Genomic DNA, 23,643 nt, shown 5'->3' on the forward strand with positions numbered 1-23,643 from the left:
TTACACCACGTGGGTCACACCCAAAACGATGAGCAGCACCGCCACCGACCACGTCGCAGCAGCCGTGACCTGGTCGGGGTGGGCGCGCGCCCAGTCGAAGCCGCGCGCGGCGGCGCTTCCCGGCTTCGCGCGCACCCAGCCGACGGCCAACGCCGCCAACGTGGGCAGCGACAGCGCCACCGTGGCATACAGCGGGATTGCGGCGTAGCGCACCTGCGCGTCGATGCCGGCGGCGGACAACAGCGCCAGCCCGCCGTAGAAGGGGAACGAGGTCGCCGACTGGATCAGGCCGAGCACCACGCCGGTTCCCACCGTGGCGGGGCCGGGGGTGTGCAGCGGGCGCATGATCTTCTGCACCAGCGCCTGGTTGTCGCCGCCGCGCACCGCGAGGACGGCGGTGAGGACGCCTGTGGCGATGAGCAAAATGCCGAACACCGGGCCTTCGACGAAGCGCTGCACCACCGGGCCCAGGCCGTCGAAAATCACCAGCATGATCAGCGCCAAGCCAGCCACGCCGCACCAATCGCCCGCGATCAGCAGCGCGGTGGTCTTGGCATAGTTGCTCCGTGCAGCAATGCCGACCGCGACGATGACGCCGATGAGGAGCAGATTCACCGAATCAATGAACGCCAGCTGCAACGCACCGAGCATCCGACCTCCTGTCTGTGGGGTTTGTCGGACTCACCCTAGCGGAGACAGGTATGCAGTAGGATTGCCCGCGTGTCTGCGAAGCTGAAGAAACTCTCCGACCTGTCCAAGCGCGGCCCGCACCGCGTCCTGGAAGGCGACCTGGGCTACACCGGCCTGCCCGGCAAGGTCTACACCCCCGCCGAAGGCAAGAACCTGCCCGGCGTGGCGTTCGGCCACGACTGGCTCAAGGATGTCGCCGCCTACGAGGACACCCTGCGCCACCTGGCCAGCTGGGGCATCGCCGTGGCCGCGCCGGACACCGAAACCGGCTTCAAGCCCGACCACGTCGGCCTCGCCGCCGACCTGGAGACCGCCATGCAGATCCTCGGCGGCGTGCGCCTGGGCAACGGCAACATCTCCATCTCGCCCGGCAAGCTCGGCATCGTCGGCCACGGCATGGGCGGCGGCGCGGCCGTGCTCGCCGCGGTGGACAACCCGAAGGCGAAGGCCGTGGCGGCGGTGTACCCGGCCAACGTGGCGCCGTCCGCAGTTGAGGCGGCGCGCAACCTGTTCGTCCCCGGCATGGTCGTCGGCCCCGGCGAAGACGGCGACTCGCTGTTCGACCCCGGCAACCCCGCCAAGCTGGCCTACAACTGGGCCGGCGAAGTGGTCTACCGCGCGCCGAAGAAGGGCGACCAGCAGTCCTTCTCCGAGGACAACCTGGTCAAGCGCATCCTCGGTGTGGGCAAGTCCGACCGCGGGCTGCAGGAAACCATCCGCGGCCTGCTCGTGGGCTACCTGCTGCACCAGCTCGACGAAGACAAGGCCTACGCCTCCTACTCCGAGCCGGACGCCGAAGGCTCCGGCGTGGAGTCCCTGACCGGCGAGAAGCTGTCCAAGGCCGCCGGCCTGGCGCGCGACAACGCCCGCTTCTCCCTGTTCTAGCCACCTCCCCCGTCGTGCTTACACGACGGGGTTTTCGCCGTTCGGGCCAATCGCGCGCAGCACCGCCTGGATCTGCTGCTTTTGCGAAGCGTTACGACGACTCCGCGGCATGCTGTAATCCCCCCGCGGCACCGTCACCGGCTGCCTAGGCATCGTCTCCCGGGCCCGCGCGTGATGCTTGGCGGTCATCTCCATCTTCTGCTGCGTTTCCTTCATCAACGCCTCAAAATCCGCCATGCGCTTCGCGGTGCGCTTTTGGTACTGCGCCACAAAAAGCTCGAAATCCATCGCTACCACTCCCCTGCCTTCTTCATTGCCCACGGATCAGCTTCCACCCCACCGGCATCGGTGTCATTGCCGCCGCCATCTCCCGCCTGTGCCGGCTGCGTTTCCAGATTCTCCAGCTTCTTCGGCGGCGGCGCCGGCTCCTCCACCTGCGACAGCTCCGGCGGCGGGGCAATCACCCCGTCATCCGCAGGTGCGGGAGGCGGCGGTGGCGGCGGCTCCGGTTCCGGTTCACATTCCGGCTCCGGCTCGGGTTCCGGTTCGCACTCCGGTTCTGGTTCTGGTTCCGGTTCCGGTTCGCACTCCGGCGTCGCCGCAGGCTCCGTCGGGCAGTCCTCGAGCGCCGTCTCCTCGATGCCGAGCGTCGCCTCCAGTTTCGCGTCCAACGTCAGATCCAACTTCAGATCCAGCCCCAAGCGGGCGCCTGAATCGGCAGATACGTCGGAAGCGCTGGTGGCGGCGGCGGGGCGCGTCGTGACGTCGCAAGGCGAATGCCCCTTCTCTCCGAACTGCACCGGCGGGGCAGGCTGCTCGACGGCCGCGGTGTCGACGCGCGTGGCAACCTCCCCCAGGCACTCCTTGATCACGCCGTTGCGGTCGCTGGCGGTCTCGCGCGCGCTGCGCAGCGCCTCGATGACCATCTCCACCGCCGGCTGGATCAGCTGCCCAATCCCGCAGTTCAGCACGATGTCCAGCATGCGCCGCGCCGGCTCCAGCAGGGCGCGCACCGCCGATTCCGCGGTGTCCACGATCGTCTTGATCGCCTCCCCGCACTGCCCGATCGACTCGCCTGCGGCTTTCGCGCGGTCGAAATGCTCGGTTTCGCGTGCTTCGTCGCAACGCTCGCGCTCGCGGATGCCCACCTCGTCGAACCAGGCGCTCTCGTCGCACGAACACGTCCGCGCCGGCGTGTCCGGGCGCTTCCCGCCCGCGGACAACTTCAGGCCCGCGGCGAGAAACGCGCTCAAGTCGAGCCCGTCGGTCTGCGCGACCTGCTCCAACAATTCGCCGGCCAAGCCGTGGACCACGGCGCGCTGCGCCGGCCCCACCTCCGGCGCGACATCGACCGCGCGCACCAGCGACTGGACGTCGTCTTTCACCGCGGCCATCATGCGTTATCCACCCCGCCCGCGATCGATGCCAAATACTCGGAAGAGAGCTGGTCGGCGGCGACGGTGGCGTCGCTAAGCGAAAGCACCTGCCCCCAATTCTCCCCGCGCGCCGCAAGGAAGCGTTGCGACGTGGCATGCAACGCCTCCAGCGCATCCACGATGCGCTGGCCCTCCTCCGCGAAACCCGCGCCGAACGCTGACGCGGCAACCACCGGCCGCCCGGCGTCGAGCTCGCACGCGGCGTCGCGGTACGCGTCGATAGCCTCTGTGTACTTCGTGCGCACCGCATCGATATCGATGTCGAGTGCCCCAACATGTGTCATATGCCCACCCCCGAAAGGCTCGCAGTTGAACTGTCTTACCTTTAGTTAGACTCCCCCAACGCCCCGGCGGTTCCCTGCCGGGGCAAAAAACTTTTTCCGCGATTAAACCTACACCGCGGCGACGACCGCCGCGAGGCGACCGGCAACCTTGCGCGCCTGCTCCTCCTCAGCGGCCTCGACCATGACGCGGAACAGCTCCTCGGTACCTGACGGGCGCAGCAGCACGCGGCCGGCTTCGCCCAGCTCAGCCTCCGCTTCGGCGATGGCGTCCTTGACGGACTGGTCCTCCAAGATCAGCGCCTTGTTGGACACCGGCACGTTGATCAGCGTCTGCGGCAGTACCGTCATCACCTCCGCCAGCTCGGCGAGCGTCTTGCCGGTCTCCGCCATGCGCTGCATGAGCATGAGGCCGGACAGGACGCCGTCACCAGTCGTGGCATGCGCCGGGACCACGATGTGGCCAGACTGCTCGCCGCCCAGCGAGAAATCGCCGCGTCCGAGCTCCTCGAGCACGTAGCGGTCGCCCACCTTCGTTTCGCGCACTTCGATGCCCTCGCGCTGCATGGCCAGCTTCAGGCCCAGGTTGCTCATCACCGTGGCGACCAGCGTGTTGTCCTTCAGGCTGTTGGACTCCTTCATGCCGGTGGCGAGGATGGCCATGATCTGGTCGCCGTCGACCACGTTGCCCTGCGCATCCACGGCCAGGCAACGGTCGGCGTCGCCGTCGTGCGCCAGGCCCAGGTCCGCGCCGTGCTCCACCACGGCCGCCTGGATCTGGTCCATGTGGGTGGAGCCGGAACCGTCGTTGATGTTGTAGGCGTTCGGCGTGTTGTGGATGGCGGTGACCTCGGCGCCGGCGGCCGCGTAGGCCTTCGGGGCGACCTCGGAGGCGGCGCCGTTGGCGCAGTCCACCACGACCTTGATGCCGCTCAGCGGCTCGGTAACAGCCTCCTTGAGGTGGGCGAGGTAGCGCTCCTGGGCGTCCGGCGCCTCCTCGATCACGCGCCCGATGGCGGTGCCGGTCGGGCCCGTTTCCTCCAGCACGGCCATGGCGCGCTCGATCTCGTCCTCGATGTCGTCCGGCAGCTTCTTGCCGCCGGCGGCGAAGAACTTGATGCCGTTGTCCGGCATCGGGTTGTGGGACGCGGAGATCATCACACCGATGTCGGCACCGTAGTCGTCGGTGAGAAACGCCAGGCCCGGGGTGGGGATGACGCCGACGCGCAGCACGTCCACGCCTTTCGACGCCATACCGGCCGCCATCGCGGCAGCCAGCATCTCGCCGGAGACGCGCGGGTCCCGGCCGATCAGCGCGATCGGGCGGCGCTTCTCAGAGCCGCGGTCCTTGGTCAGCACGGTCGCGGCCGCGGCGCCGAGCTTGAGGGCAAGCGATGCGGTGAGGGCCTCGTTAGCCAGGCCGCGGACACCGTCAGTTCCGAACAATCGAGTCATGCGCACAATTATGCACTTGCCTATCGACGATCGCTCCGCCACCCCAACTTTCGCGCGATTTTACCTGCGGGTTTGGTAGTTATCCACAGGGGTGATGACACAAATTCCACAGGGCCGGGCGGGGCGGGGTTGCGATTGTTTTAGTGTTCGTGGCATGAACCCGTTCGACGCATTCATTCAGGCGATGGCCGCAGCATCCATGGAGACGCTGCGGCACTTCGACCTGCCTGTTGCGCTTTCGGCTGGCATGGCGCCGGATCGGGCACGTGCGTGGGACGCAATGCAGAAGGTGTACTACGGGCCCACAAAATTCACCCGCAAGCAGGCCTTGGCAGTACAGAAGGCCCGCGGGTTCTCCCTGGACGAGCTCGCACTGATCGAACGCCGCGTCGGGGGCGTGAAAGACACCGGCGAGCGGTGGCGGCTGCGCCTCGCCTTGCTGGATGTCACCGGCGGGTACCGCGCGATCGAACGCGCCGCACGAGAGCTGGTGCCACGCGAGGACAATGCCCCGAAGAAAAAGCAGGTCGCCTTCTCCGCGCCGAAGAACGGCCGAGCACGCATCACCATCGACACCACCGACCGCAAAGCCGCAGACCTCGAGCACCGCCTGAAACAAGGCATCGACGCCACACTGCCGGCAGCACCCCAGATGGAGGAGGCGTTCTGGCGCATCGTCGAAGGCAAAACCGGCGGGGTCGTCGCCGCGGCACCCAGGCCCATTGTGATGGTGCCGATTTCGGAGCACGCACGGATTATGGCCGGCGAGGGCGACGACGTCATCCTCACCTTGACTGACGGCACCACCATGACCGGGGCGGAGTACATGCAGCAAGAGTTCGGCGAGGTGTTGGAGGTCGCAGCGTTCCACCCGGAAGAAGGGGCGGTGAACCTGTACGACACCGAGCGTTTCGCCAACCAGAAACAACGCGACCTCGCCTGCATGGTCTCACCCGTGTGCGCGTTCCCAGGCTGCCGGCACGGGGCGTTGGGCTCCGAGATCCACCACGTGGATGCGTGGAAACACGGCGGTTACACCAATATGAACAACCTGGTGCCGCTGTGTAAGTACCACAACCGGGTCAACGACGACGACCCCTGGCGCAAATCCCGCGGCCGCATCGCGATGATCAGAGGCGCGCCCTGGTGGGTCTCACCCCGCGGATACCACCTGAGAAACACCGACCGTGGAGCACTCGACCAACTCTTCGGACCACAAAGCACCTAGCAACGCGAAACGCCGCCGCCCAAAAACGGACGACGGCGATTCGGCGCGCGCGAAAAGCGATTAACGCTTGGAGTACTGCGGTGCGCGACGGGCCTTGTGCAGACCTGCCTTCTTGCGCTCCACGGCACGGGCGTCACGGGTGAGCAGGCCGGCCTTCTTCAGGGTCGGGCGCTCAGCCGGGTTGTAGATGTTCAGCGCACGGGCGATAGCCAGACGCAGAGCACCGGACTGGCCGGTCGGGCCGCCACCGGAGATGTTGGCCTTGATGTCGAACTGGCCCTCGCGCTCGAGCAGGGTCAGCGGGGTGAGAATGTCCTGCTGGTGCAGCTTGTTCGGGAAGTAGTCCTCGAACTCGCGGCCGTTGACGGTGATCTTGCCCTCGCCCTCGACGACGGTCACGCGGGCGATGGCGCGCTTACGGCGGCCAACGGTCTGGATCGGACCCTCGTGCAGCGGAGCGACCTCGACGGTCTCCTCGGTTGCCTCAGCCTCGGGGGCGATGGCGTCGCCGATGGTGTAGTTGAACTCCTCGGTCGCGGCGGTTGCGGCATCGACGTCGGTGCCCAGGTCCTCAGCGGCGGTGTTTTCGAAGTTGTTCGGCTCGGTCATTACTGTGCCACCTGCTTAAACTCGTAGGTTTCCGGCTGCTGGCCAGCGTACGGGTGCTCGGCACCGACGAAGACGTGCAGCTTCTTGATGGACTGACGGGAAAGCTTGTTGTGCGGCATCATGCCCTTGACAGCTTCCTCGATCACGCGATCCGGACGCTCGTCCAGCGCGCGGCCCAGGGTCATGGACTTCAGACCACCCGGGTAGCCGGAGTGGCGGTAACGCATCTCGCGCTCGCGCTTGTTGGAGGAGATGTGGATCTTGTCGGCGTTGATCACGATGACGTGGTCGCCGGTGTCGACGTTCGGTGCGTACTGCGGCTTGTGCTTACCGCGCAGGATGTCTGCGACGGTGGAAGCAAGCTTGCCCAGCACCACGTCGGTTGCGTCGATGACGTACCACTTACGGGTGATGTCACCGCTCTTCGGGTGGTAAGTAGACATGCATGACTCCTTAAAGTCTGTCTAGATGGCTGCCGGCCAAAAACTTCGTCTGCCCCTTTGTGCTTTACGGCGGCCGGTGGAGACCCGAAAAGCGCATCCGGCGGGACACACAGGGATAACACCCTACGGCACGCGCCCCCGAAAACAAAAAAGCGCCGCCGCAGGTGATTCCCCCATCACCTGCGGCGGCACGTCCCCCGTATCCCCCGTGTGGTTGCGCCGCGGGCCGGTCCGAAGCCGAGCCCGTCCCCCGATGAAAACGGCCCCGTCACGGCCCGCGACGCAAGTCTTGTTGTTTAGCCCCAGCTGTTTGCGGCTGCGTTGTTGACGGCGAGCATGGTGGTGTTGCCGTCTTCAACAGTGTTGGCGATCTGGTTGAGGATCTGGTTGAGATCCGCTGCCGCCTGGTCCCACTTGGCCTGGTGCGCCTGGTAGGCCGCGGCTGCGGTGCCTTCCCAGGTCTGGGCCATGGGCTGGAGCATCTGCTTGAGTTCGGCCAGGTCGCCGTTGATGCGGGAGGCGGAGGCGCGCATGTCCTCTGCGGCGCCGGCGATCTGCGCGAAGTCGTACTTGATCTGCATGGTTTCCCCTTTACAGTGCGAGTCCGCCGGCGATCTGGCGGAGGCTGTCGGTGTTGGTGGCGTCGGTGGTTTCGTAGTTCTTGGCGTTGTCGCGGATGTTCACGGCGATCGCGCTCAGCGCTTCAGACAATCGCCTTTGGGCGTCGTCGTACCTGATCATCAGGTCGTCGAAGCTGCGCTGTGCGTTGCCCACCCAGTAGCCGCGGGTGGCTTCGGCGACTTGCTGGACGCGGTCGATTTCGCGGTTGACGTCGGCGTTGGTGTCGTCGGTGCGGTCTGCAGCGGCGCGCATGACCTCGGCTTCGGTTGCGAACTGCTCCATGGTTTCTTTCCCCCTCGTTGTGTGTTGGGACGGACAACGTCTGTGCTGTCCGTATATCTGACTGACGTTTGGCCCTTTCGGTTCCATCGGTCGCAAAACTTTTTTATGGCCCCACGTCAGCCCCCTTATATTCAGCGGTTTCCATGGCCATGCGGCAGGTGGCGCGTTGCACGACGGTGGGTTCGGCGCGTGTGTGGCAGCCCACGAACAGCTGCACCGTCCCGTTGGGCCAGGTCTTCCACAGTGATTGCGAGCCGTCGCCGGCGCGCTCGAGGTAGGTCACGGCGATACCGTCGGTGTCGACGAGTTCGACTTCCGGGTCGGCCTCAATGTCGGCGAGCAGTTGTTCGGCCATGGTGCGCGCGGGCAACTGGTAGAGGTGCTCGACGGCCATCTGCAGGCGGAAGTTGGGGTCGTCGCCCGTGGCGCGCCACATGCCGTCGTCGGCTTCGAGGGTGAAGCCTGCGGGAAGTTGGACGGTGAGGCCCTCGCGCTCAATGCTTATCGACGTCTGCTCCGCCCGTTCCTCCTCCTGCACAGGAGACGGAGACTGCGCAGCCTGCGGCGGTGACGGTGGTTGTGACTGCTCCGTTTCCTCCTGCGCAGGAGCCTGCGACTGCGCTCCCCCGCTGGTTAAACCCCAGATCACGGCGGCGCAGGCGAGCGCGACCGCGGCGACGACGCCGGCGATGATCCACGTGCCGGAGCGCGGCTCCTGCTCGGGCGGCGGTGGCCGGTGGAAGGCTTCGGGCGCGTCGTCGGGCGGGGGCGGGGCGGGTTCGAGGGGTTCGGTGGTCAGGTCGATGTCGTAGTCGGCGAGCGCGTGGGTCAGTTCGCGTAGGCGTTGCGGGTCGGCGGCGATGTGCACCGGCGCGCCGTGCGGCTCGGGGCCTAACACGCTGCGGACGGTGCCGGCGATTTCGCGGCTGGTGGGTGCGTCGAAGCGGTGGATGTTGGCCGCACCGGTGATCACGGTGGATGCGTCGGTGGCGGTGATGCGCAGCTCGGTCATTGTGCCTCCGGGAGTTGGACGGTGCCGCGCGCTTCCCCGTTGATCCAGGTGGCGCGGCCGGGTTGTTGCGGGCTGGGTCGCACGCCGAAGATGGCGCCTTCGTCGCGGGTGCCGTCCATGAGCAGCACGTCGGGGTGCAGGTCTTTTACGGCGGTGAGGAACGGCCCGAACAGCGCGCGCGAAACGCCGCCGAATTTGCGGGCGGCCACGACGTGCAGGCCGATGTCACGCGCGTGCGGCAACAGTTCCGCGATTGGGCGTAAGGGTTCTTCGCCGACGAGTTCGTAGTCGTCGATGATCAGGTACAGCTCGGGCCCGGTCCACCAGGAGCGCTCGCGCAGCTGCTCGGGTGTCACATCGGCCCCGGGCAGGCGCTCGGTGAGCGTGACGGCGAGCGATTTAGCGGCCTGCGTGATCGCGCTGGTGGAGGCGGCGTAGGCGGCGACCATCTCCTCGCTGGCCCGGCCCAGGTGCGCGCGCCTGGGGTCGAGCACCACCATGCGAGCGGCTTCGCGGCCCATGTGCTCCACCGCGGTGATGGTGCTGGCGATGAAGGTGGATTTGCCACAGCCGCCGGCGCCGATGACCAGGACGTGCCCGGACGAGTACACGGGCTCGAGGGTGGGGCCGCCGATGCCGAGGGGGATCCTTTGGCCGTCGAGAAGCGAGTGCGTATCCACGCGCTCCGGCAGCACCCGCAGCCTCTCCACCGGCGCCTGGTCGGAGGTGGCGAGGTGGGCGATGTCCTCGCCGCTGGTGAAGGCGAGCTGGACGGTTTTGCCGTCCGGGGTCAGGCCGCGGCCGGGTGTGGCGGGCAGTTTTTCTTGGTGTTTGCGGTTGATCACGGAGTCCATCGGTTCGGTCAGCCTCAGCTCGAGGCGGGTGCCGATGAGGTCGCGCACGTTCGGGCGGATCGCGCTCCAGCGCTGGGTGGTCGCCACGAGGTGGATGCCGGCGTCGGGGCCTTCGGAAGCGATGCGGGCGAGCGGTTCGCGCAGGTCCTCGTCGAGGGCGTGCCAGCCGTCGACGACGAGCATCACGGGCCGCGGGTGGTCCAAGAACCCGGTGACCTCGTCGATCACGCGGCGGGTGCGCTCGGTGTCTTTCATGCTGGCCACGCCGGCGACGTGCGGCAGCGCCTCGAGCTCCGGCAGGTCGCCGATGATGTAGACGGCCAATCCTGCGCGCATTTGCGTGGCGACGATGCTGCGCACCGCCATCGTCTTGCCCGTCTGCGGCCCGCCCGCGATGGCGACGTGCCCGCCGGCAGCATTCAGGTCCAGGTGGAATGGGGTTTGGCGTTGCTTGTAGGGCTCGTCGATAAGCCCGAGCGCCCCGTCCATGTGCGCCAGCTGCGCCAGCGGGATGCGATCCGGCAGCGGCGGAAGCCACACCTGGTGGGCGCGCATGCCGCGGGCGTCGGCGACGTCGCGGGCCTTGGCCACCACCGCGTCCAAAAGCGTGGTGGAGCGGTCCTCCTCCACGTAGGCGGTGGGCGCGAGCTCGATCTCGTCGCCGGTGAACAGCCGCACGTGCTGCTCGCCGGGGTGCTCCACCACGGTGCGGGTCAGCGGGCCGGAGACGTACGCCGCCCGGAAGCGGGTCAGGTCCATGCCGGCTTTGAGGTAGCCGGAGCCGGGCTCGCCGGGCAGCTCGTAGGCGTCCGGCACGCCGAGGACTTGGCGGGACTCGCCGGCGGAAAACGTCTTGAGGCCGATGCGGTAGGACAGGTGCGAATCCAGCCCACGCAGCTTGCCCTCCTCCAGCCGCTGCGAGGCGAGCAGCAGGTGCACGCCGAGGGAGCGGCCGAGCCTGCCCACCGCCACGAACAGGTCCGCGAAGTGCGGGTGCTGGGTGAGCAGCTCGGTGAACTCGTCGACCACGATGACCAGCGACGGCAACGTGTTGCCCGCCTTGGTGTAGTCCGTGATGTTTGCGAAGTTGCCGGCGGCCCGCAGCAGTTCCTGGCGGCGGTGCATCTCGCCGGAGATGGCATCATACATGCGCTCCACCAGCACCGCCTCGTCCTCGAGGTTGGTGATCACCGCCGCGGTGTGCGGCAGCGACTCGCAGCCCAAAAACGTCGCGCCGCCTTTGAAGTCCACCAGCACGAAGTTCAGCTCGTCGGGCGAGTGCGTCGCCGCCAGCGCCACCACCAGGGTCCGCAAAAGCTCCGACTTGCCGGACCCGGTCGCCCCGATGCACAGCCCGTGTGGGCCCATCCCGCCGAGCGCCGCCTCTTTCAAGTCCAGGTACACCGGCTGGCCGTCGGGGGTCGCTCCAATCGGCACGGTGAGCTTGTTGCGCACCCCCGGCCACATCGTGTGCGCGTCCAGCGCGTCGACGTCCGGCACGCCCAGCATGGACAGGAAATCCCCGCCGGCCTCCACCGCGCCGTCGGGGCGGCGGTAGAAGCCTAAGTGCCTTGCGACGAACTCCGCCTCCGCGTCCGTGAACCGATCCGGCACGCCAAGCTGCTCAATTCCCTGGGCCGTGGCGGCCTCGAGCACGTCGGTGCAGATCAGGTGGAACGCGTCCGGGTCGACGAAGAAGTCCGGGTCGTCGTGGATGGTCACCACCAGGTCGGCGTCGGTGGGTGCGGGCGAGGCGTGGCCGTCGATAAGCGCAATGCGAAACGCCCCCTCGGAGCGCGCGTGCGGCACCCACTTCGCCCAGGCGAACGGCGCGTCGATGCGGACTTTTTCCGGGCCGTAGAAAAACGCCAGCTGGCACACGATGGAGCGCGCCACGTCGTCCGCCGTAGGACCTGCGAGCGTGATCGCGGGAAACGCGTCGAGCTGCACCATGATCGGCATGCCCGGCACCGTGCTCACCGCCGCGACGGTGCGGCGCAGGCTCACCGCGCACACCGGGTCCAAGTCCTCGGGGCTGCCCGGATCGTCCACGTCCACCGGGGTGCACAGCGCGCCCGCGCCGGTGCCCAGGCGCACCGTCGGGGCGCCGGCGCGCTCCCAGACGCGCTCGACCGGCACCGCGGCCACCAGCTCGCCCGGCGCGGGGTGCAACGTAGTGGCGTGCGTGCGCTGGGTCGCGGCGTTCGCGCGCGCCTTGTTCGCCAGTGCATCGAGGTGGCGCAGGTAGACGCGGCGGGTCTCGTCGATGTCGCCCTGCTTTTCCTGCGGGTTGACCATGCCGGCGAGCCCGAAGAGCATCATCAGCGGGAAGATCAGCATCATGGGGCTCACGGCGCGGCCGGACATGGCCATGAGCACCATCACTGCGCCGATCGCGACGACCATCACCACCGGCAGCAGGATCTTTATCACCGGCGGCGACTGCGGTTTCTGCGCCGCGGGCACGGGCTCGGCGCGCAAGTTGCCGGTCGGCGGCGGCGCGGCGTCGATCGCCGCTTGAGTGCCGGTTGTTGGTGCGAGGACTTGGTCGTAGTCGAGGCCAAGCATCGTGGATTTTCCCCCTTGTGGTTTCTCACAGTTCCCCCGAACTGTGGACGCGCTGTGGATTGTAAGCCATACTGTTTCCCGTCGCGCGGCGAATGGGGGCCGCGCCTGATATTTCGGGGGTTTTTCAAGTTGGTTGCAACGTCTGCGCACCACGTCGTGCGCGTCACTGTCCGCATTTCGGTTGTCGCGTTCCACCGCGACATCGACGTCACGCTGCCGACGTCGTCGACGCTTTCGGAGGTGCTGCCGGAGCTCGCGCGCTTAGTGGAGCTGCCGGAGGTGCACCGCCCGTGGCAAGCCACCACCGCAGGCGGGGCGGTGCTGGATATGCACACGCCGCTGTACGCACTAAAGCTTCACGACGGCGCCACCGTCGCCCTCCATCCCCAAGAGCCCACGCCCCCGCCGGTCGTGCGCGACGCGGCCGACGCCCTGGCCGGGGCGGCCGAGTCGGCGCGGCAGGTGCGCGGGCTGGACGCGGCGGCGACGTTCGCCGGTCTTGCGGCGGTGCTGCTTCTGGCGCGGGTGTTCGCCCCGTGGCCGGTCGCGCTGGGGGCAGTGGCGCTGCTGGCGTTGGCGGTGACGTCGATAGGCAGGTCGCGCCCGGCGTTCGCCGCCGTGCCGCTGCTGGCGGGGCTCGCCGCGGGTGCGTGGGTCGCCGGTGGCGGCGGCGGTGCTGATGCGGCCTCGCTCGGCCTCGGAGCGTTGGCGGGCTTGCTCGCGGCGGCGGTGGCCGTCGGTGTCGGTGTGGCGCTGGGCTTGGCCGGGGCGGCGCAGGTGGCGTTCACCGCCGCGGTCTGCGTGCTCGGCGGCGCCGGGGCGGCCGGCGTGTGGCTGCCCGGCCCGCTCGCCCCACCGGCGCTGACGGTGCTCACCGGGGTGCTCGGGGTGATGGCCACGCCCGGCGCGTCCACGCGCGCGGCGGGGCTGACGGTGCCGCGGGTGCCAACCGCCGGCGAGGAGTTCGACCGCTCCGACGACTACCAGCACGACGTGGACGCCCGCAGCGCCGCCGCGTCCACCATCGCCTCCGCCATCTCGGCGGCGATCGCCGCGTGCTGCGTGCCGGCGCTTTTCTGGCTGGGCCGGGCCGGCGGGGCGTGGGTGTTCGTGTTCTGCCTGTGCGTGGCTGGCGCGCTGGTGGTCTACGCCTCGCGCCAGCACTGGTCCGTGCCGCGGGCGTGCCTGACCGCGGTGGCGCTTTCCGCCGTGGTCGCCGCCGTGGTCGCCGCGGCAAAGACCGGGCACCCGGCGTGCATCGCCGTCGCGGCGCTCGCGGCATTGGCTGCCGCGGCGACGGTCGCGTGGGCGCCGCGGGTGCCGGACGTGGAGCCGACCACCATCGTGTGGTTCGAGCGCGCCGAGGTCGCCGCCACCATCGCCGTGATCCCGCTGGCGGTGCACTTGACCGGGCTGTTCGACATGATCCGGGGGCTCTAAGATGCGCAAGTTCGTCGCCTCTGCCCTGCTCGCGCTCAGCCTCACGCCTGCGCCTGCCCAAGCCCAGGATGTGGCGTGCGCGGTGCCGGCGATCGTCGATACACCTGCTGCTTCACCCGCGACCGAAGCGCTGCGGGAGTTCGCCACCGGCGCCGGGGTGCGCGTGGCGGTGATCGACACCGGTGTCGCCCCGCACCCCGAGATCACCCACCTGCGACCGGGCCGCGACTTCGTGGCCGCGGACGCGCTGCACGACTGCGACAACCACGGCACCGCAGTCGCCGGGATCATCGCCGGGCACACCCTCGGCATCGCCCCGGACGCGGAAATCATCTCGATCCGCCAGACCTCGGCGCACTACCGCGACGTCGACGCCGGCAACCTGCAAACGCTCACCGACGCGATCCACAACGCCCTCGACGAAGGCGCGAGCGTGCTCAACATCTCCGTCGTGTCCTGCCTGGAGCCCGGGTTCGCTTCGCGCATCGACACCTCCGGCATCGCCGCCGCCCTCCACCGCGCGGAGGCGCAAGGCGCGGTGGTCGTGGCCGCCGCGGGCAACGCCGGTCCGGACTGCGAGCCCGGCTTCGAGGTCTTCCCCGCCCGCTTCCCCACCGTGCTGGCGGTCGCCGCGCGCGCCGACGACCACGCCATCGCCGACTACTCCCTGCCCGCCGCACTCTCCGCGCCGGGGCATGCGCCGGCCGCGCTCGCCCCGGGCGGGTGGGCGGAAGGCACGTTGGTCAAAGACGGCGTGCACCCGTACGCGGGCACGAGCTTCGCCACCCCGGTGGTCAGCGGCACGGTGGCGCTGTTGCAGTCGCGCTACCCCGGCATCGCCCCGGAGCATGTACGCTCGCTTCTCGACGCCTCCGCCCAACCCGGCGGCGGCGCCATCGACCCGCTAGCAGCGCTGACCCAACTGACGCCGCACGAGCTGGCGGACCGCCCGACCGCGCAGGTGAGACCCGTGGACCCGCGGCCCAACCCGGCCGTGGGCAGGCTCGGCGCGCTCGCCGGCGCGGCGCTCGCGCTGGCCGCGCTGGTGGTCGCGCTGCGCGCCCGGCAGCTCTAGCAACTGGGCCTAGTACGTCGCCGTCATCGCCGCGTCGCGCGAAAGCTCCGCGCCCTCCGGCAAAAGCGCGACGATCTCCCACGGCACGTCCTCCACGTGCGCCGCACCCACGGTCGCCAGCGTCTCGGCGTCGGGGGCGCGGTGGCGCAGCCCGTTGGCGGAAACGACGTGGAACCCGTGGCCCGAGTCCACCCCGACGGAGCCGCCGTCCAACCCCGCGAAGTGCGTGGCCACGGACGTGCCGGACAGCTCGATGCCCTCCGGCACCTCGTCCACGGTGGCCCCGCCGCGGTTTTGGTCCACGCACGCCAGGTGCGGCTCGACCCACCGCGGCCGCTGCCCCGGCAAACGCAGTTCCTCCTCCGCGTCCGGGTACGACGCCAGGGTTTCACGGCTCGCGACAGCGGCCTTCGCCCCGGCGTCCAAAAGCATGGTCCGTTGGGTGCCGGTGATCGGCTGGATGCGCCCGTCCGCGAGCGCCCAGGCTTGGTCGTCCGCGTCGATGATCTGCGGCAGCGGATCCGGCAACGCCGCCGGCGGCAGCTCCCGCAACGCGGAGATGACCTGCGTCGGCGGCGTCCACCGCGGCGTGTCCGGGGTAATCCCCAGCGCCCGGCGGATCACGCGGCCCTGCGGGGTGTGTGCCTCCGGCAGCAGGCGCCGCCCCTCAGCAGTAACCACCCACTCGCGGGTGGTGTCGGCGGCGAGGACGGCGGCGTCGATAGGCAACGGCTCCGGAGCCTTGCCCGCGACCACCGTGATCGTGTCCGCGCCGCACACTGACCAGCTGGCCGATTGCGCGTCCTCGGGCGCGAACATGCCCGGCGCGGCGACGATGCCCACCGGCACACCGCGCGGCAACTCGGCGAGCTTCTCGTCGCCGATGCGGGCGGGATCAGCCGCCTGCCCTGCAATCAGGCGCGCCGACGCCAAGTTCGTCACCGGGTGCGCCGCATCCCCCACGCGCACGTACAGCGTGCCGTCCGCGGCGCGCACAATCGGCGCATCACCCGGGTCCGCGTTCGGCCGCATCCACGCGAACAGCCCCATCACACCCGCGATCATCGCCACCGCCGCGGTGCCGAAAATGGTCGCGCGACGCCTCGAGGCCAACGGATCGTGGATCATGCGGATATCCCCGAAGACCAGGCCGTGTTCCATACGACGGCGCATGAACTTGTGCCCCGACACCTGGGCACGCGTGGTTGGCAGAAGCTTCGCCATGACAATTCCCCTCCCCCGAGAAAAACACCTGGCAAAAAGCTTACTGCGTCGCGCCCACCTCCGCGAGCGCAAACAGCTCGTCCGAGCCGTGCTCCTTACCGTCTGCGATCATCTCCTCCAGCTCCGCCTCGCTGAACTGGCTGTTCACCGCGAAGATCGCCGTTTTCCCCTTGCGGTAGACGGGTGTCACACCCTCGGAGACCCAGAAGTCGCGCAGCATCTCGTACGGCGGGTACTGGTAGTTCCAGAACGCGCCGGGGCTGAGCAGGAAGAACTTCACGTTGAGGTTCTCCACGGTCTCGTCGACGAGGTTGTGTTCTCCCTCCCCGATGAAGTCGGCGTTCCAGTACATGATGTCGCCGTTGGTGCCGCGCCCGCCGTTGGGCCACAGGTAGTGGCGGTTCAAGGTGGGCACGCCGTTGTAGGCGTACATCCAGGAGTAGCCGTCGGCGGGGTCGCCCGCGGTCAGGCCCTCCCAGGCGGCGGGTTGGGTGGCCAGCCAGTCGAAGGCTTCGAGGTCCTCGGCGTCGACCATGCGGTCGGCGACGCGGGCGGCGGCGTAGGTTTTTTCGGCGCCGTGGTCGGTGTGCTCGCGGATCATCGGGACCGCGGCGGAGGCGACGATGCAGGCGACGACGATGCCCGCGATTGCGGAGGCTCGCTCGCCTTTCGCGTACCGCTTAGCGACGGGCGCTGCCGTGACCACGCGAATCCCCGCCGCCACGGCAATAGCGGCCGAGGCCGTGACAGCCATGACCACCGGCATGATCAGGCGGTGGCCGGTGCTGTAGTGCAGGTTGCCCACGTAGTCGAGCAGGTGGCCGAGCGTGTTGCCGAAGGGCGCCAAGGCGTTGGCGGTAATGGCCAAAGACACCGCGTAGAAGAGCACCGGCCAGATCTGGCGGCGCCACAGCAGGCACACCACCGCACCCGCGGCGGCGAGCCAGAGCAGCACGGTGGGGTCGTACGCCGGGAAGAACTGCAGCACGTGGCGCGTCTCCATCCGCAGCGCTGTGCCCCACGCCCCGCCGACGCCCAGGGTTTCCTCTGGCCGCCAGGAGGCCACCTCGCCCGCCTGGGCGGAGCCGGCGAGCACCTGCGGGACGAACATGGCCACGCCGGCGACGGCGGGCACGGCGATCCACAGCGTGTCCGTTAGCCGCGTGCGCTCCGGGGAGGTCAGGGTGGAGGTCAGCCAGTAGAACCCGACGGCGAGCACGACGATGGTGACCGCGGACGGGTGCACGCACAGCACCGCCACGAACGCGAGTGCGGCGGGCAGGGCGCTGGCGCGCCTGCGCGGCACGGTGACAAGCAGCCACGTCACGGTGCCGGTCAGCGCCACGGCGAACAGGTAGGGCCACATGCCCACGTAGTCCGGGATCCAGAACAGCTGCGGGGCGGCATAGCCCATGATCGCGGCGAGCGCGGCGGCGATCTGCGCCGTGACACCCGTGGAGCGCAAGAACGCGAACACCAGGCACGCCAGCGTCGCCGGCAGCGCAAGCGCGGGCAGCACGGCGGAGGCGATGTTCAGCGCCGGGATGGGGTCCAGGCCCGCCGTCTCGCCGAACAGGGCGATGCCTGCGTGGTAGGCGGACGGGTAAAACAGCTTCAGCTGGGTTTCCACGTTCTGCAGCTCGCCCATGCGGGTGGCGGAGGCGACGCCCTCGTCCATGATGAAGCGGACCAGGTTGGCGTGCCACTGCACGTCCCACCCCTGGACGATGTTGTAGACGCCGTTGGGCATCCGTTCCAGCCAGTGCAGCCTCTCCGAGGCCGCCATGAACGCGCCCACGCCGACGCCTACGGCGGGCAGCACCCAGTACGGGTCGGCGATGCTTCCCTTGCGCACGTCGCCGGGAAACAGCGCCCGGCGCCAGCTCACCGCTCCCCCGCGGCGCGCCCGGCGCACGAACATGTACCGCCACGCTGCGGCCGCCATGAGTGCCACGACCATGCTCACGCCGAACGTCCACAGGTTGTAGGGCGCGCTGGTCAGCCCCCAGAACCAGGAGGTCACGCCAAACAGGCCGAAGGTCACCGGCAGCGCGGCCACGCCTGCCGCCGGGGCTTTCATGCCGGCGACCCAGGAGAACACGAATCCGGGGAGGGTGAAGAACACCACGGCAAACCACGCGGCAGCGACTGTTGTCATGGCACCTCCCGGTTCTGATGTAACCCAAGCATGCTACATCTCGCGCATAGCTCTCGTCGTTTCGGCTCGCGCCGCCAGGTCGCTATCTGCCGGGTAGTCCACCCCCACCAGTGTGAGGCCGCGGGCGGGGGCGAGGGGGACGTCGGGCTCGCGGGCGTCGAGAAGCAAAAGCTCCTCCGGCCACTCGGGCGCGCGGCGGCCTTCGCCGACGGTGAGGCAGGTGGCCACGAGCGCGCGGACCATGTTCCAGCAGAACGCGTCGGCGGTGATGCGCGCCTCGAAAAGCTGCGGTTCGACTTCGCGCCAGGTGAAGGAGTGCACGTCGCGGATGGTGGTGGCGTGCTCCTTCGGGCGGCAAAACGCCGCGAAGTTGTTCAGGCCCACCAGCGCGTCGGCGCAGGCCTGCACCGCGTCGAGGTCCACGGGTTTCGGCCACACGGCGGTGTCCCGCGCGCGGGTGGGTACCGCACCCGCGGGGTGGGTGGTCACCCGGTAGCAGTAGGTGCGGGTCAGGGCGGAAAAGCGCGCGTCGAAGCCCGCGGGGGCTTGGGTGACGCCGAACACGCGGACGTCCTCAGGGAGCAATTTTGCTAATCGACGCACCAACCGCCCCGGATCCCCCTCAATCGAGCGCTGGTTGAGCGAGTCTTTGGGAATGTCGGCGTGCGCGACCTGGCCGGAGGCGTGCACGCCCGCGTCGGTGCGCCCGGCGACGGTCAGCGCCACGTCGGTGCGCAGCACGAGCGACAGCGCGTCTTCGATGGTCTGCTGGACGGTGCGCAGGTCCCCTTTTTGGCGGGCCCAGCCGTGGAAGTCGGTGCCGTCGTAGGCGATGTCCAGGCGCAGGCGCAGCGTGTCGTCCATGGTGAGGCATTGTATCGCCGGAATTGGCGCGCACAGCAAAGCGCCCGTCCACGCTGCAGTGCAGGTGGGCGGGCGCTCGTGCGGGGCGTAGCTGTGGGCTACTTCTCCTCTGCGGTCTCCTCAGCCGGAGCCTCGGTGGACTCTGCGGCCTCTGCCGGAGCCTCCTCAGCCTTGGCCTGATCGGCCTGGCGGGAAGCGGCGGCGCGTGCTGCGCGGGTTGCCTCGGAAGACACGGTCTCCTCGAGGACCAGAGAGATCTGGGTCATCGCAGCGTTGTCGCCGGCGCGGTTCTCCAGCTTGATGGAGCGGGTGTAGCCGCCATCGCGGTTGGCGAACTTCGGCGCGAGCTCGTTGAACAGGTAGGTCACAACCTCCTTGTTCGGAAGCTCGGCGAGCACGGCGCGGCGGTCAGCCACGGTGCCCTTCTTCGCCTTGGTGATCAGCTTCTCGGCGTACGGACGCAGCATACGTGCCTTCGCGTCCGTCGTCTTGATTGCGCCGTGCTCGAACAGGGCCAGGGCCAGGTTGGACAGAATGTGCTTCTGGTGGCCGGCCGAGCCTCCGAGACGGGCGCCCTTCTTCGGGGTAGGCATTTTCGTACTCCTCGTGTGCGGTTAATTGAGCGCGTGCTCTGTGGTGTTACTCGGTCTCGTCCGCGCTGGTGTCGACGTAGTCGCCAGTCTCGGCGTCGTATCCTTCGATCTGGGTCGGGTCGAAATCTTCCGGAGCGTCCTTGAGGGTCAGGCCCAGGCTGGCAAGCTTGATCTTGACCTCGTTGATGGACTTCTGGCCGAAGTTGCGGATATCCAGCAGGTCAGACTCGGTGCACTCTGCGAGCTCACCGACGGTGTGGATGTCCTGGCGCTTCAGGCAGTTGTAGGAGCGCACGGAGAAGTTCAGCTCCTCGATCGGCGTGGAGTACGCGGCGATGTACTCGGTCTCCTGCGCCGACGGGCCGATCTCGATGCCCTCGGCCGCGGTGTTCAGCTCGCGCGCCAGGCCGAAGAGCTCCACCAGGGTGGAACCGGCCGACGCGAGGGCGTCACGTGCGGTCATGGAGTTCTTGGTCTCCACGTCGATGATCAGCTTGTCAAAGTCGGTGCGCTGCTCAACACGGGTCGCCTCAACCTTGTAGGCGACGCGGGTGACCGGCGAGTAGATCTGGTCGACCGGGATGCGGCCGGCCTCACCGCCGGAGTTGGGCATGGCCGGGACGTAGCCGCGGCCGCGCTCGACAACAAGCTCCATCTCGAGGCGAGCCTGCTCATTCAGCGACGCGATGTGCAGATCCGGGTTGTGGATCTCCACGCCAGCCGGCGGCTCGATGTCGCCTGCGGTGACGTCGCCGGGGCCCTCAACAGCAAGCTGCATGACAACCGGCTCGTCGGAGTCGGAAGACAGGACGATGTCCTTGATGTTGAGGATGATCTCAGAGACGTTCTCCTTGACGCCGGTGATCGTGGTGAACTCGTGGAGCACACCGTCGATCTTGATGGAGGTCACGGCTGCGCCCGGGATGGACGACAGCAGCGTGCGGCGCAAAGAGTTGCCCAGGGTGTAACCGAAACCAGGCTCGAGCGGCTCGATGATGAACTTCGAGCGGTTGGTGTCGATGTACTCCTCGGTCAGTTCAGGACGCTGAGAGATGAGCATGAACTTCTCCTTTGTCGGCTCCCGCTATTTGAAGCCGGTAGGAACGGATATGTGGAAGATTCCGAGCACCGGCCGAACGCGTCGACAGTGCGCGGGGTGAAGCAAACGAAAGTTTACTTCGAGTAGAGCTCGACGATGAGCTGCTCCTGCAGCGGCACGTCGATCTGAGCGCGCTCGGGCAGCTGGTGCACGAGAATGCGCAGGGTGTCCGGAACGACCTGCAGCCACGCCGGAACGACGGCCTCGAGCAGGTTGTCCTGAGCCTCTTCGAACCACAGCATGCTGCGGGACTTGTCGCGGACGTCGATGATGTCGTACTGCGTCACCGCAAACGACGGCACGTTGATGTGCTTGCCGTTGACGGTGAAGTGGCCGTGGGAGACCAGCTGACGTGCCTGACGGCGGGTCTTAGCCAGACCAGCGCGGTAGATCACGTTGTCCAGACGGGACTCCAGCAGGATCAGCAGGTTGTCGCCGGTCTTGCCCTGACGACGGTTCGCCTCTTCGTAGTAGCGGCGGAACTGCTTCTCCATCACGCCGTAGGTGAAGCGAGCCTTCTGCTTCTCCTGCAGCTGGAGCAGGTACTCGGACTCCTTGATGCGGGCGCGGCCTGCCTGCCCCGGGGGGTACGGGCGACGCTCGAAGGACATGTCGCCGCCGACGAGGTCGACGCGGAGGCGACGGGACTTACGGGTAGCAGGGCCGGTGTAACGAGCCATGTTTCTTTACCTCTTTTCCTTTCAGCCTTAAACGCGACGACGCTTCGGCGGACGGCAGCCGTTGAACGGCTGCGGCGTCACGTCGGAGATCGAGGACACCTCCAGGCCGGCAGCCTGGAGCGAACGGATTGCGGTCTCGCGGCCGGAGCCCGGACCCTTGACAAAGACGTCGACCTTCTTCATGCCGTGGTCCATCGCCTTGCGGGCAGCGTTCTCGGCAGCCATCTGCGCGGCGAACGGCGTGGACTTGCGGGAGCCCTTGAAGCCGACGTGGCCGGAGGATGCCCAGGAGATCACGTTGCCCTGCGGGTCCGTGATGGACACGATGGTGTTGTTGAAGGTGGACTTGATGTACGCGTGGCCAGCGGCCACGTTCTTCTTGACGGTGCGGCGTCCGCGACGCGCACCGGAACGAGTCTGAGGAGCCATAGGTTACTTCTTCTTTCCTGCGATGGTCTTCTTCGGGCCCTTGCGGGTGCGCGCGTTGGTCTTGGTGCGCTGGCCGCGGACGGGCAGGCCACGACGGTGGCGCATGCCCTGGTAGGAGCCGATTTCAATCTTGCGGCGGATATCTGCCTGCACCTCGCGGCGCAGATCGCCCTCTACGGTGTAGGAGGACTCGATCGCGTCGCGCAGAGCGGCGAGCTGATCGTCGGACAGATTGTCCGTACGCAGGTCCGGAGAAATGCCGGTCTTCTCGAGCAGTTCCTTGGCTCGGGTTGCACCGATGCCATAGATGTAGGTGAGTGCGATCTCCATGCGCTTGTTGCGCGGGAGATCCACACCAGCTAGACGTGCCATGAGGTACGTGCCTTTCGGGTTGTTACGGTGGTTTTCTCCCCACCCGTCCACGCCAAACAACGCTTTGTCCGGGCCGTGCCGGAGAGTGGGTTGTGGTTACGCGCGGCTCCAGCCACCGTGGCCAGAGGTGCACGATCCGCCACCGGGACGGATCTGGGTGAGAAGGCTGAAATGCTTACTTGTAGCGGTAAGTGATACGCCCGCGGTCCAGGTCGTAGGGGGAAAGTTCCACCACGACACGGTCCTCCGGGAGGATGCGGATGTAGTGCTGGCGCATCTTGCCACTGATGTGGGCGAGAACCTCGTGCCCGTTGTCCAGTTCGACCCGGAACATCGCGTTCTTCAGGGGCTCGACAATGCGGCCCTCAACCTCGATTGCGCCTTCTTTCGCCATACACTCCACTTCCTACGCCGCCTGAAAGTGCAGGCAGCAGACGTATTTACCGGTTACATGCGGGGCCTGCGCAAGGTTGCACAAACACCGCTGGACTACATTAGCCATTTACCTGCGAAAACGCAAAAAGCCCCAGCGCTAGCCGGGGCTCATCGCGGGCACGTGCTAGAACACGTAGACCTTGTCGCCGATCTGCAGGTCGTTGAAGTACCGCTGCGCGTCCGCGCGGTAAAGGTGGATGCAGCCCGCAGACGGCACGTACGGATCATCCTGGTGGAACGCGATGCCGTTGTTGGTGAAGTACACGGAGTACGGCATCGGAGCGTTGTTGAACTCGTAGGAGATCTCGTCCTTGACCTTCCGGTTGACGTAGTGCGTGCCCTTCGGGGTGTCCTGACCCGGGCGGCCGGAGCTGATCTGCACCGGGCCGTAGTAGATCTCGCCGTTGTTCTGCAGCCAGGACTTCTGGTTGGTCAGGTCCACGCAGGCCTTCGCGTCCGCCGGGCACGGGGAGGTACGCGGCGCAGGTGCCGGGGCCGGTGCCGGAGCTGGCGCCGGCTCGGGCTTCGGTGCGGGGGCCGGTGCCGGCTTCGGCTTCGGGGTCTTCTCGGCGATCAGGCCCGGGAAGAACATCTCGAGGATCTCGTCGATGCGCTGCTTCGCCTTCGCCGGCAGCTGCGGGTCGATGGCGGCCAGAGCGTCAGCCTGCTGGCGCAGGCCGTTGCGGATGTTCCACGCGGCGTCGCGCGCGGACTTATCCAGATTGCTGAAGGAGGTGGTCGCCTGGTTGGACAGCGAGTCCAAGCTGGACATGGCAACCGGGTTCTGCGCGGGCGCGGCCTGGGCGGAAACCGGTGCTGCCAGGGAGGCGACGACACCGAGGCCGGCAGCGAACGTGGTTGCGCGTCGCTTCAGCGGCGACTGCTTTGCGTGGCGGGGACGGTAAGACAT

25 protein-coding genes are annotated in these 23,643 nt (G+C 68.0%); 4 read left to right on the plus strand and 21 right to left on the minus strand.

Features of this window, described 5'->3' with window-relative positions; translation table 11 throughout:
* Positions 1 to 651, minus strand: coding sequence for a sulfite exporter TauE/SafE family protein (locus ACF3NP_RS08105; RefSeq protein WP_181889842.1), 651 nt, complete (start codon positions 649 to 651; stop codon positions 1 to 3).
* A 69-nt stretch (positions 652 to 720) separates the two neighbouring features.
* Here ACF3NP_RS08105 and ACF3NP_RS08110 point away from each other — a divergent pair, with 69 nt between their 5' ends.
* Complete coding sequence (locus tag ACF3NP_RS08110) at positions 721 to 1,575, plus strand: poly(ethylene terephthalate) hydrolase family protein (protein WP_181889841.1); 855 nt, start codon at positions 721 to 723, stop codon at positions 1,573 to 1,575.
* Between the two features lie 18 nt (positions 1,576 to 1,593).
* On the opposite strand, the gene ACF3NP_RS08115 is transcribed toward ACF3NP_RS08110, so the two are convergent.
* From ACF3NP_RS08115 to glmM, 4 genes are all read right to left on the minus strand, one after another.
* Complete coding sequence (locus ACF3NP_RS08115) at positions 1,594 to 1,863, minus strand: hypothetical protein (protein WP_181889840.1); 270 nt, start codon at positions 1,861 to 1,863, stop codon at positions 1,594 to 1,596.
* A gap of 2 nt (positions 1,864 to 1,865) precedes the next feature.
* Complete coding sequence (locus tag ACF3NP_RS08120) at positions 1,866 to 2,972, minus strand: hypothetical protein (protein WP_392398623.1); 1,107 nt, start codon at positions 2,970 to 2,972, stop codon at positions 1,866 to 1,868.
* Positions 2,969 to 3,295, minus strand: coding sequence for a hypothetical protein (locus ACF3NP_RS08125; protein WP_181889839.1), 327 nt, complete (start codon positions 3,293 to 3,295; stop codon positions 2,969 to 2,971). Before ACF3NP_RS08125 ends, ACF3NP_RS08120 begins: the two co-directional genes overlap by 4 nt.
* A gap of 108 nt (positions 3,296 to 3,403) precedes the next feature.
* Complete coding sequence (gene glmM, locus ACF3NP_RS08130) at positions 3,404 to 4,747, minus strand: phosphoglucosamine mutase (protein ID WP_181889838.1); 1,344 nt, start codon at positions 4,745 to 4,747, stop codon at positions 3,404 to 3,406.
* A 154-nt stretch (positions 4,748 to 4,901) separates the two neighbouring features.
* On the opposite strand from glmM, the gene ACF3NP_RS08135 reads away from it, so the two are divergent.
* Positions 4,902 to 5,975 carry an HNH endonuclease signature motif containing protein gene (locus ACF3NP_RS08135; protein ID WP_181889837.1) on the plus strand — a complete coding sequence of 358 codons (1,074 nt, stop codon included), beginning with the start codon at positions 4,902 to 4,904 and terminating at the stop codon, positions 5,973 to 5,975.
* A gap of 60 nt (positions 5,976 to 6,035) precedes the next feature.
* Here ACF3NP_RS08135 and rpsI read toward each other — a convergent pair whose 3' ends face one another.
* The 6 genes from rpsI to eccCb form a co-directional block, all read right to left on the minus strand.
* A complete protein-coding gene (gene rpsI / locus ACF3NP_RS08140) occupies positions 6,036 to 6,584 on the minus strand; it encodes a 30S ribosomal protein S9 (RefSeq protein WP_236883584.1) in 549 nt (182 codons plus the stop codon).
* Positions 6,584 to 7,027, minus strand: a complete 444-nt coding sequence (rplM, locus tag ACF3NP_RS08145) for a 50S ribosomal protein L13 (RefSeq protein ID WP_034997310.1) — start codon at positions 7,025 to 7,027, stop codon at positions 6,584 to 6,586. The genes rpsI and rplM overlap by 1 nt, the downstream gene beginning before the upstream one ends.
* A gap of 296 nt (positions 7,028 to 7,323) precedes the next feature.
* Positions 7,324 to 7,608, minus strand: coding sequence for a WXG100 family type VII secretion target (locus ACF3NP_RS08150; protein ID WP_070474959.1), 285 nt, complete (start codon positions 7,606 to 7,608; stop codon positions 7,324 to 7,326).
* A 10-nt stretch (positions 7,609 to 7,618) separates the two neighbouring features.
* Positions 7,619 to 7,930, minus strand: a complete 312-nt coding sequence (locus ACF3NP_RS08155; protein ID WP_181889836.1) for a WXG100 family type VII secretion target — start codon at positions 7,928 to 7,930, stop codon at positions 7,619 to 7,621.
* Positions 7,931 to 8,033: 103 nt separating this feature from the next.
* Positions 8,034 to 8,942: a type VII secretion-associated protein gene (locus ACF3NP_RS08160; protein ID WP_311390508.1), complete on the minus strand. Its 909-nt coding sequence runs from the start codon at positions 8,940 to 8,942 to the stop codon at positions 8,034 to 8,036.
* On the minus strand, positions 8,939 to 12,364 hold the full coding sequence (gene eccCb, locus ACF3NP_RS08165; RefSeq protein ID WP_181889833.1) for a type VII secretion protein EccCb: 3,426 nt from the start codon (positions 12,362 to 12,364) through the stop codon (positions 8,939 to 8,941). The genes ACF3NP_RS08160 and eccCb overlap by 4 nt, the downstream gene beginning before the upstream one ends.
* A gap of 129 nt (positions 12,365 to 12,493) precedes the next feature.
* Between eccCb and eccD the strand changes: the two genes are divergently transcribed.
* On the plus strand, positions 12,494 to 13,804 hold the full coding sequence (gene eccD / locus ACF3NP_RS08170) for a type VII secretion integral membrane protein EccD (RefSeq protein WP_181889832.1): 1,311 nt from the start codon (positions 12,494 to 12,496) through the stop codon (positions 13,802 to 13,804).
* Position 13,805: 1 nt separating this feature from the next.
* Positions 13,806 to 14,879: a S8 family serine peptidase gene (locus ACF3NP_RS08175; RefSeq protein WP_202032266.1), complete on the plus strand. Its 1,074-nt coding sequence runs from the start codon at positions 13,806 to 13,808 to the stop codon at positions 14,877 to 14,879.
* Positions 14,880 to 14,888: 9 nt separating this feature from the next.
* Here the strand turns inward: ACF3NP_RS08175 and eccB are convergent, their stop codons facing one another.
* The 10 genes from eccB to ACF3NP_RS08225 form a co-directional block, all read right to left on the minus strand.
* Positions 14,889 to 16,103 (minus strand): type VII secretion protein EccB, encoded by a 1,215-nt coding sequence (eccB, locus tag ACF3NP_RS08180; RefSeq protein WP_181889831.1) that lies wholly within the window; start codon positions 16,101 to 16,103, stop codon positions 14,889 to 14,891.
* Between the two features lie 40 nt (positions 16,104 to 16,143).
* Positions 16,144 to 18,261, minus strand: coding sequence for a DUF6541 family protein (locus ACF3NP_RS08185; protein WP_392398624.1), 2,118 nt, complete (start codon positions 18,259 to 18,261; stop codon positions 16,144 to 16,146).
* A 33-nt stretch (positions 18,262 to 18,294) separates the two neighbouring features.
* On the minus strand, positions 18,295 to 19,125 hold the full coding sequence (gene truA / locus ACF3NP_RS08190) for a tRNA pseudouridine(38-40) synthase TruA (protein ID WP_181889829.1): 831 nt from the start codon (positions 19,123 to 19,125) through the stop codon (positions 18,295 to 18,297).
* A gap of 98 nt (positions 19,126 to 19,223) precedes the next feature.
* Complete coding sequence (gene rplQ / locus ACF3NP_RS08195) at positions 19,224 to 19,718, minus strand: 50S ribosomal protein L17 (RefSeq protein ID WP_181889828.1); 495 nt, start codon at positions 19,716 to 19,718, stop codon at positions 19,224 to 19,226.
* 46 nt (positions 19,719 to 19,764) lie between these two features.
* Positions 19,765 to 20,778 (minus strand): DNA-directed RNA polymerase subunit alpha, encoded by a 1,014-nt coding sequence (locus ACF3NP_RS08200; protein ID WP_181889827.1) that lies wholly within the window; start codon positions 20,776 to 20,778, stop codon positions 19,765 to 19,767.
* A gap of 113 nt (positions 20,779 to 20,891) precedes the next feature.
* Positions 20,892 to 21,497 (minus strand): 30S ribosomal protein S4, encoded by a 606-nt coding sequence (gene rpsD, locus ACF3NP_RS08205; protein ID WP_181889826.1) that lies wholly within the window; start codon positions 21,495 to 21,497, stop codon positions 20,892 to 20,894.
* A gap of 27 nt (positions 21,498 to 21,524) precedes the next feature.
* The gene (gene rpsK, locus ACF3NP_RS08210; protein ID WP_038609718.1) at positions 21,525 to 21,926 is read right to left on the minus strand and encodes a 30S ribosomal protein S11; all 402 of its coding nucleotides are present in this window, start codon (positions 21,924 to 21,926) and stop codon (positions 21,525 to 21,527) included.
* Between the two features lie 3 nt (positions 21,927 to 21,929).
* Positions 21,930 to 22,298: a 30S ribosomal protein S13 gene (gene rpsM, locus ACF3NP_RS08215; protein WP_034997293.1), complete on the minus strand. Its 369-nt coding sequence runs from the start codon at positions 22,296 to 22,298 to the stop codon at positions 21,930 to 21,932.
* Between the two features lie 175 nt (positions 22,299 to 22,473).
* Entirely contained in the window at positions 22,474 to 22,692 is a 219-nt protein-coding gene (gene infA / locus ACF3NP_RS08220) for a translation initiation factor IF-1 (RefSeq protein ID WP_019193979.1), read from the minus strand.
* A 165-nt stretch (positions 22,693 to 22,857) separates the two neighbouring features.
* A complete protein-coding gene (locus ACF3NP_RS08225) occupies positions 22,858 to 23,643 on the minus strand; it encodes a L,D-transpeptidase (RefSeq protein WP_181889825.1) in 786 nt (261 codons plus the stop codon).

The sequence above is a fragment of the Corynebacterium lehmanniae genome (genome assembly GCF_043161975.1).
GTDB classification, from domain to species: Bacteria; Actinomycetota; Actinomycetes; order Mycobacteriales; family Mycobacteriaceae; genus Corynebacterium; species Corynebacterium lehmanniae.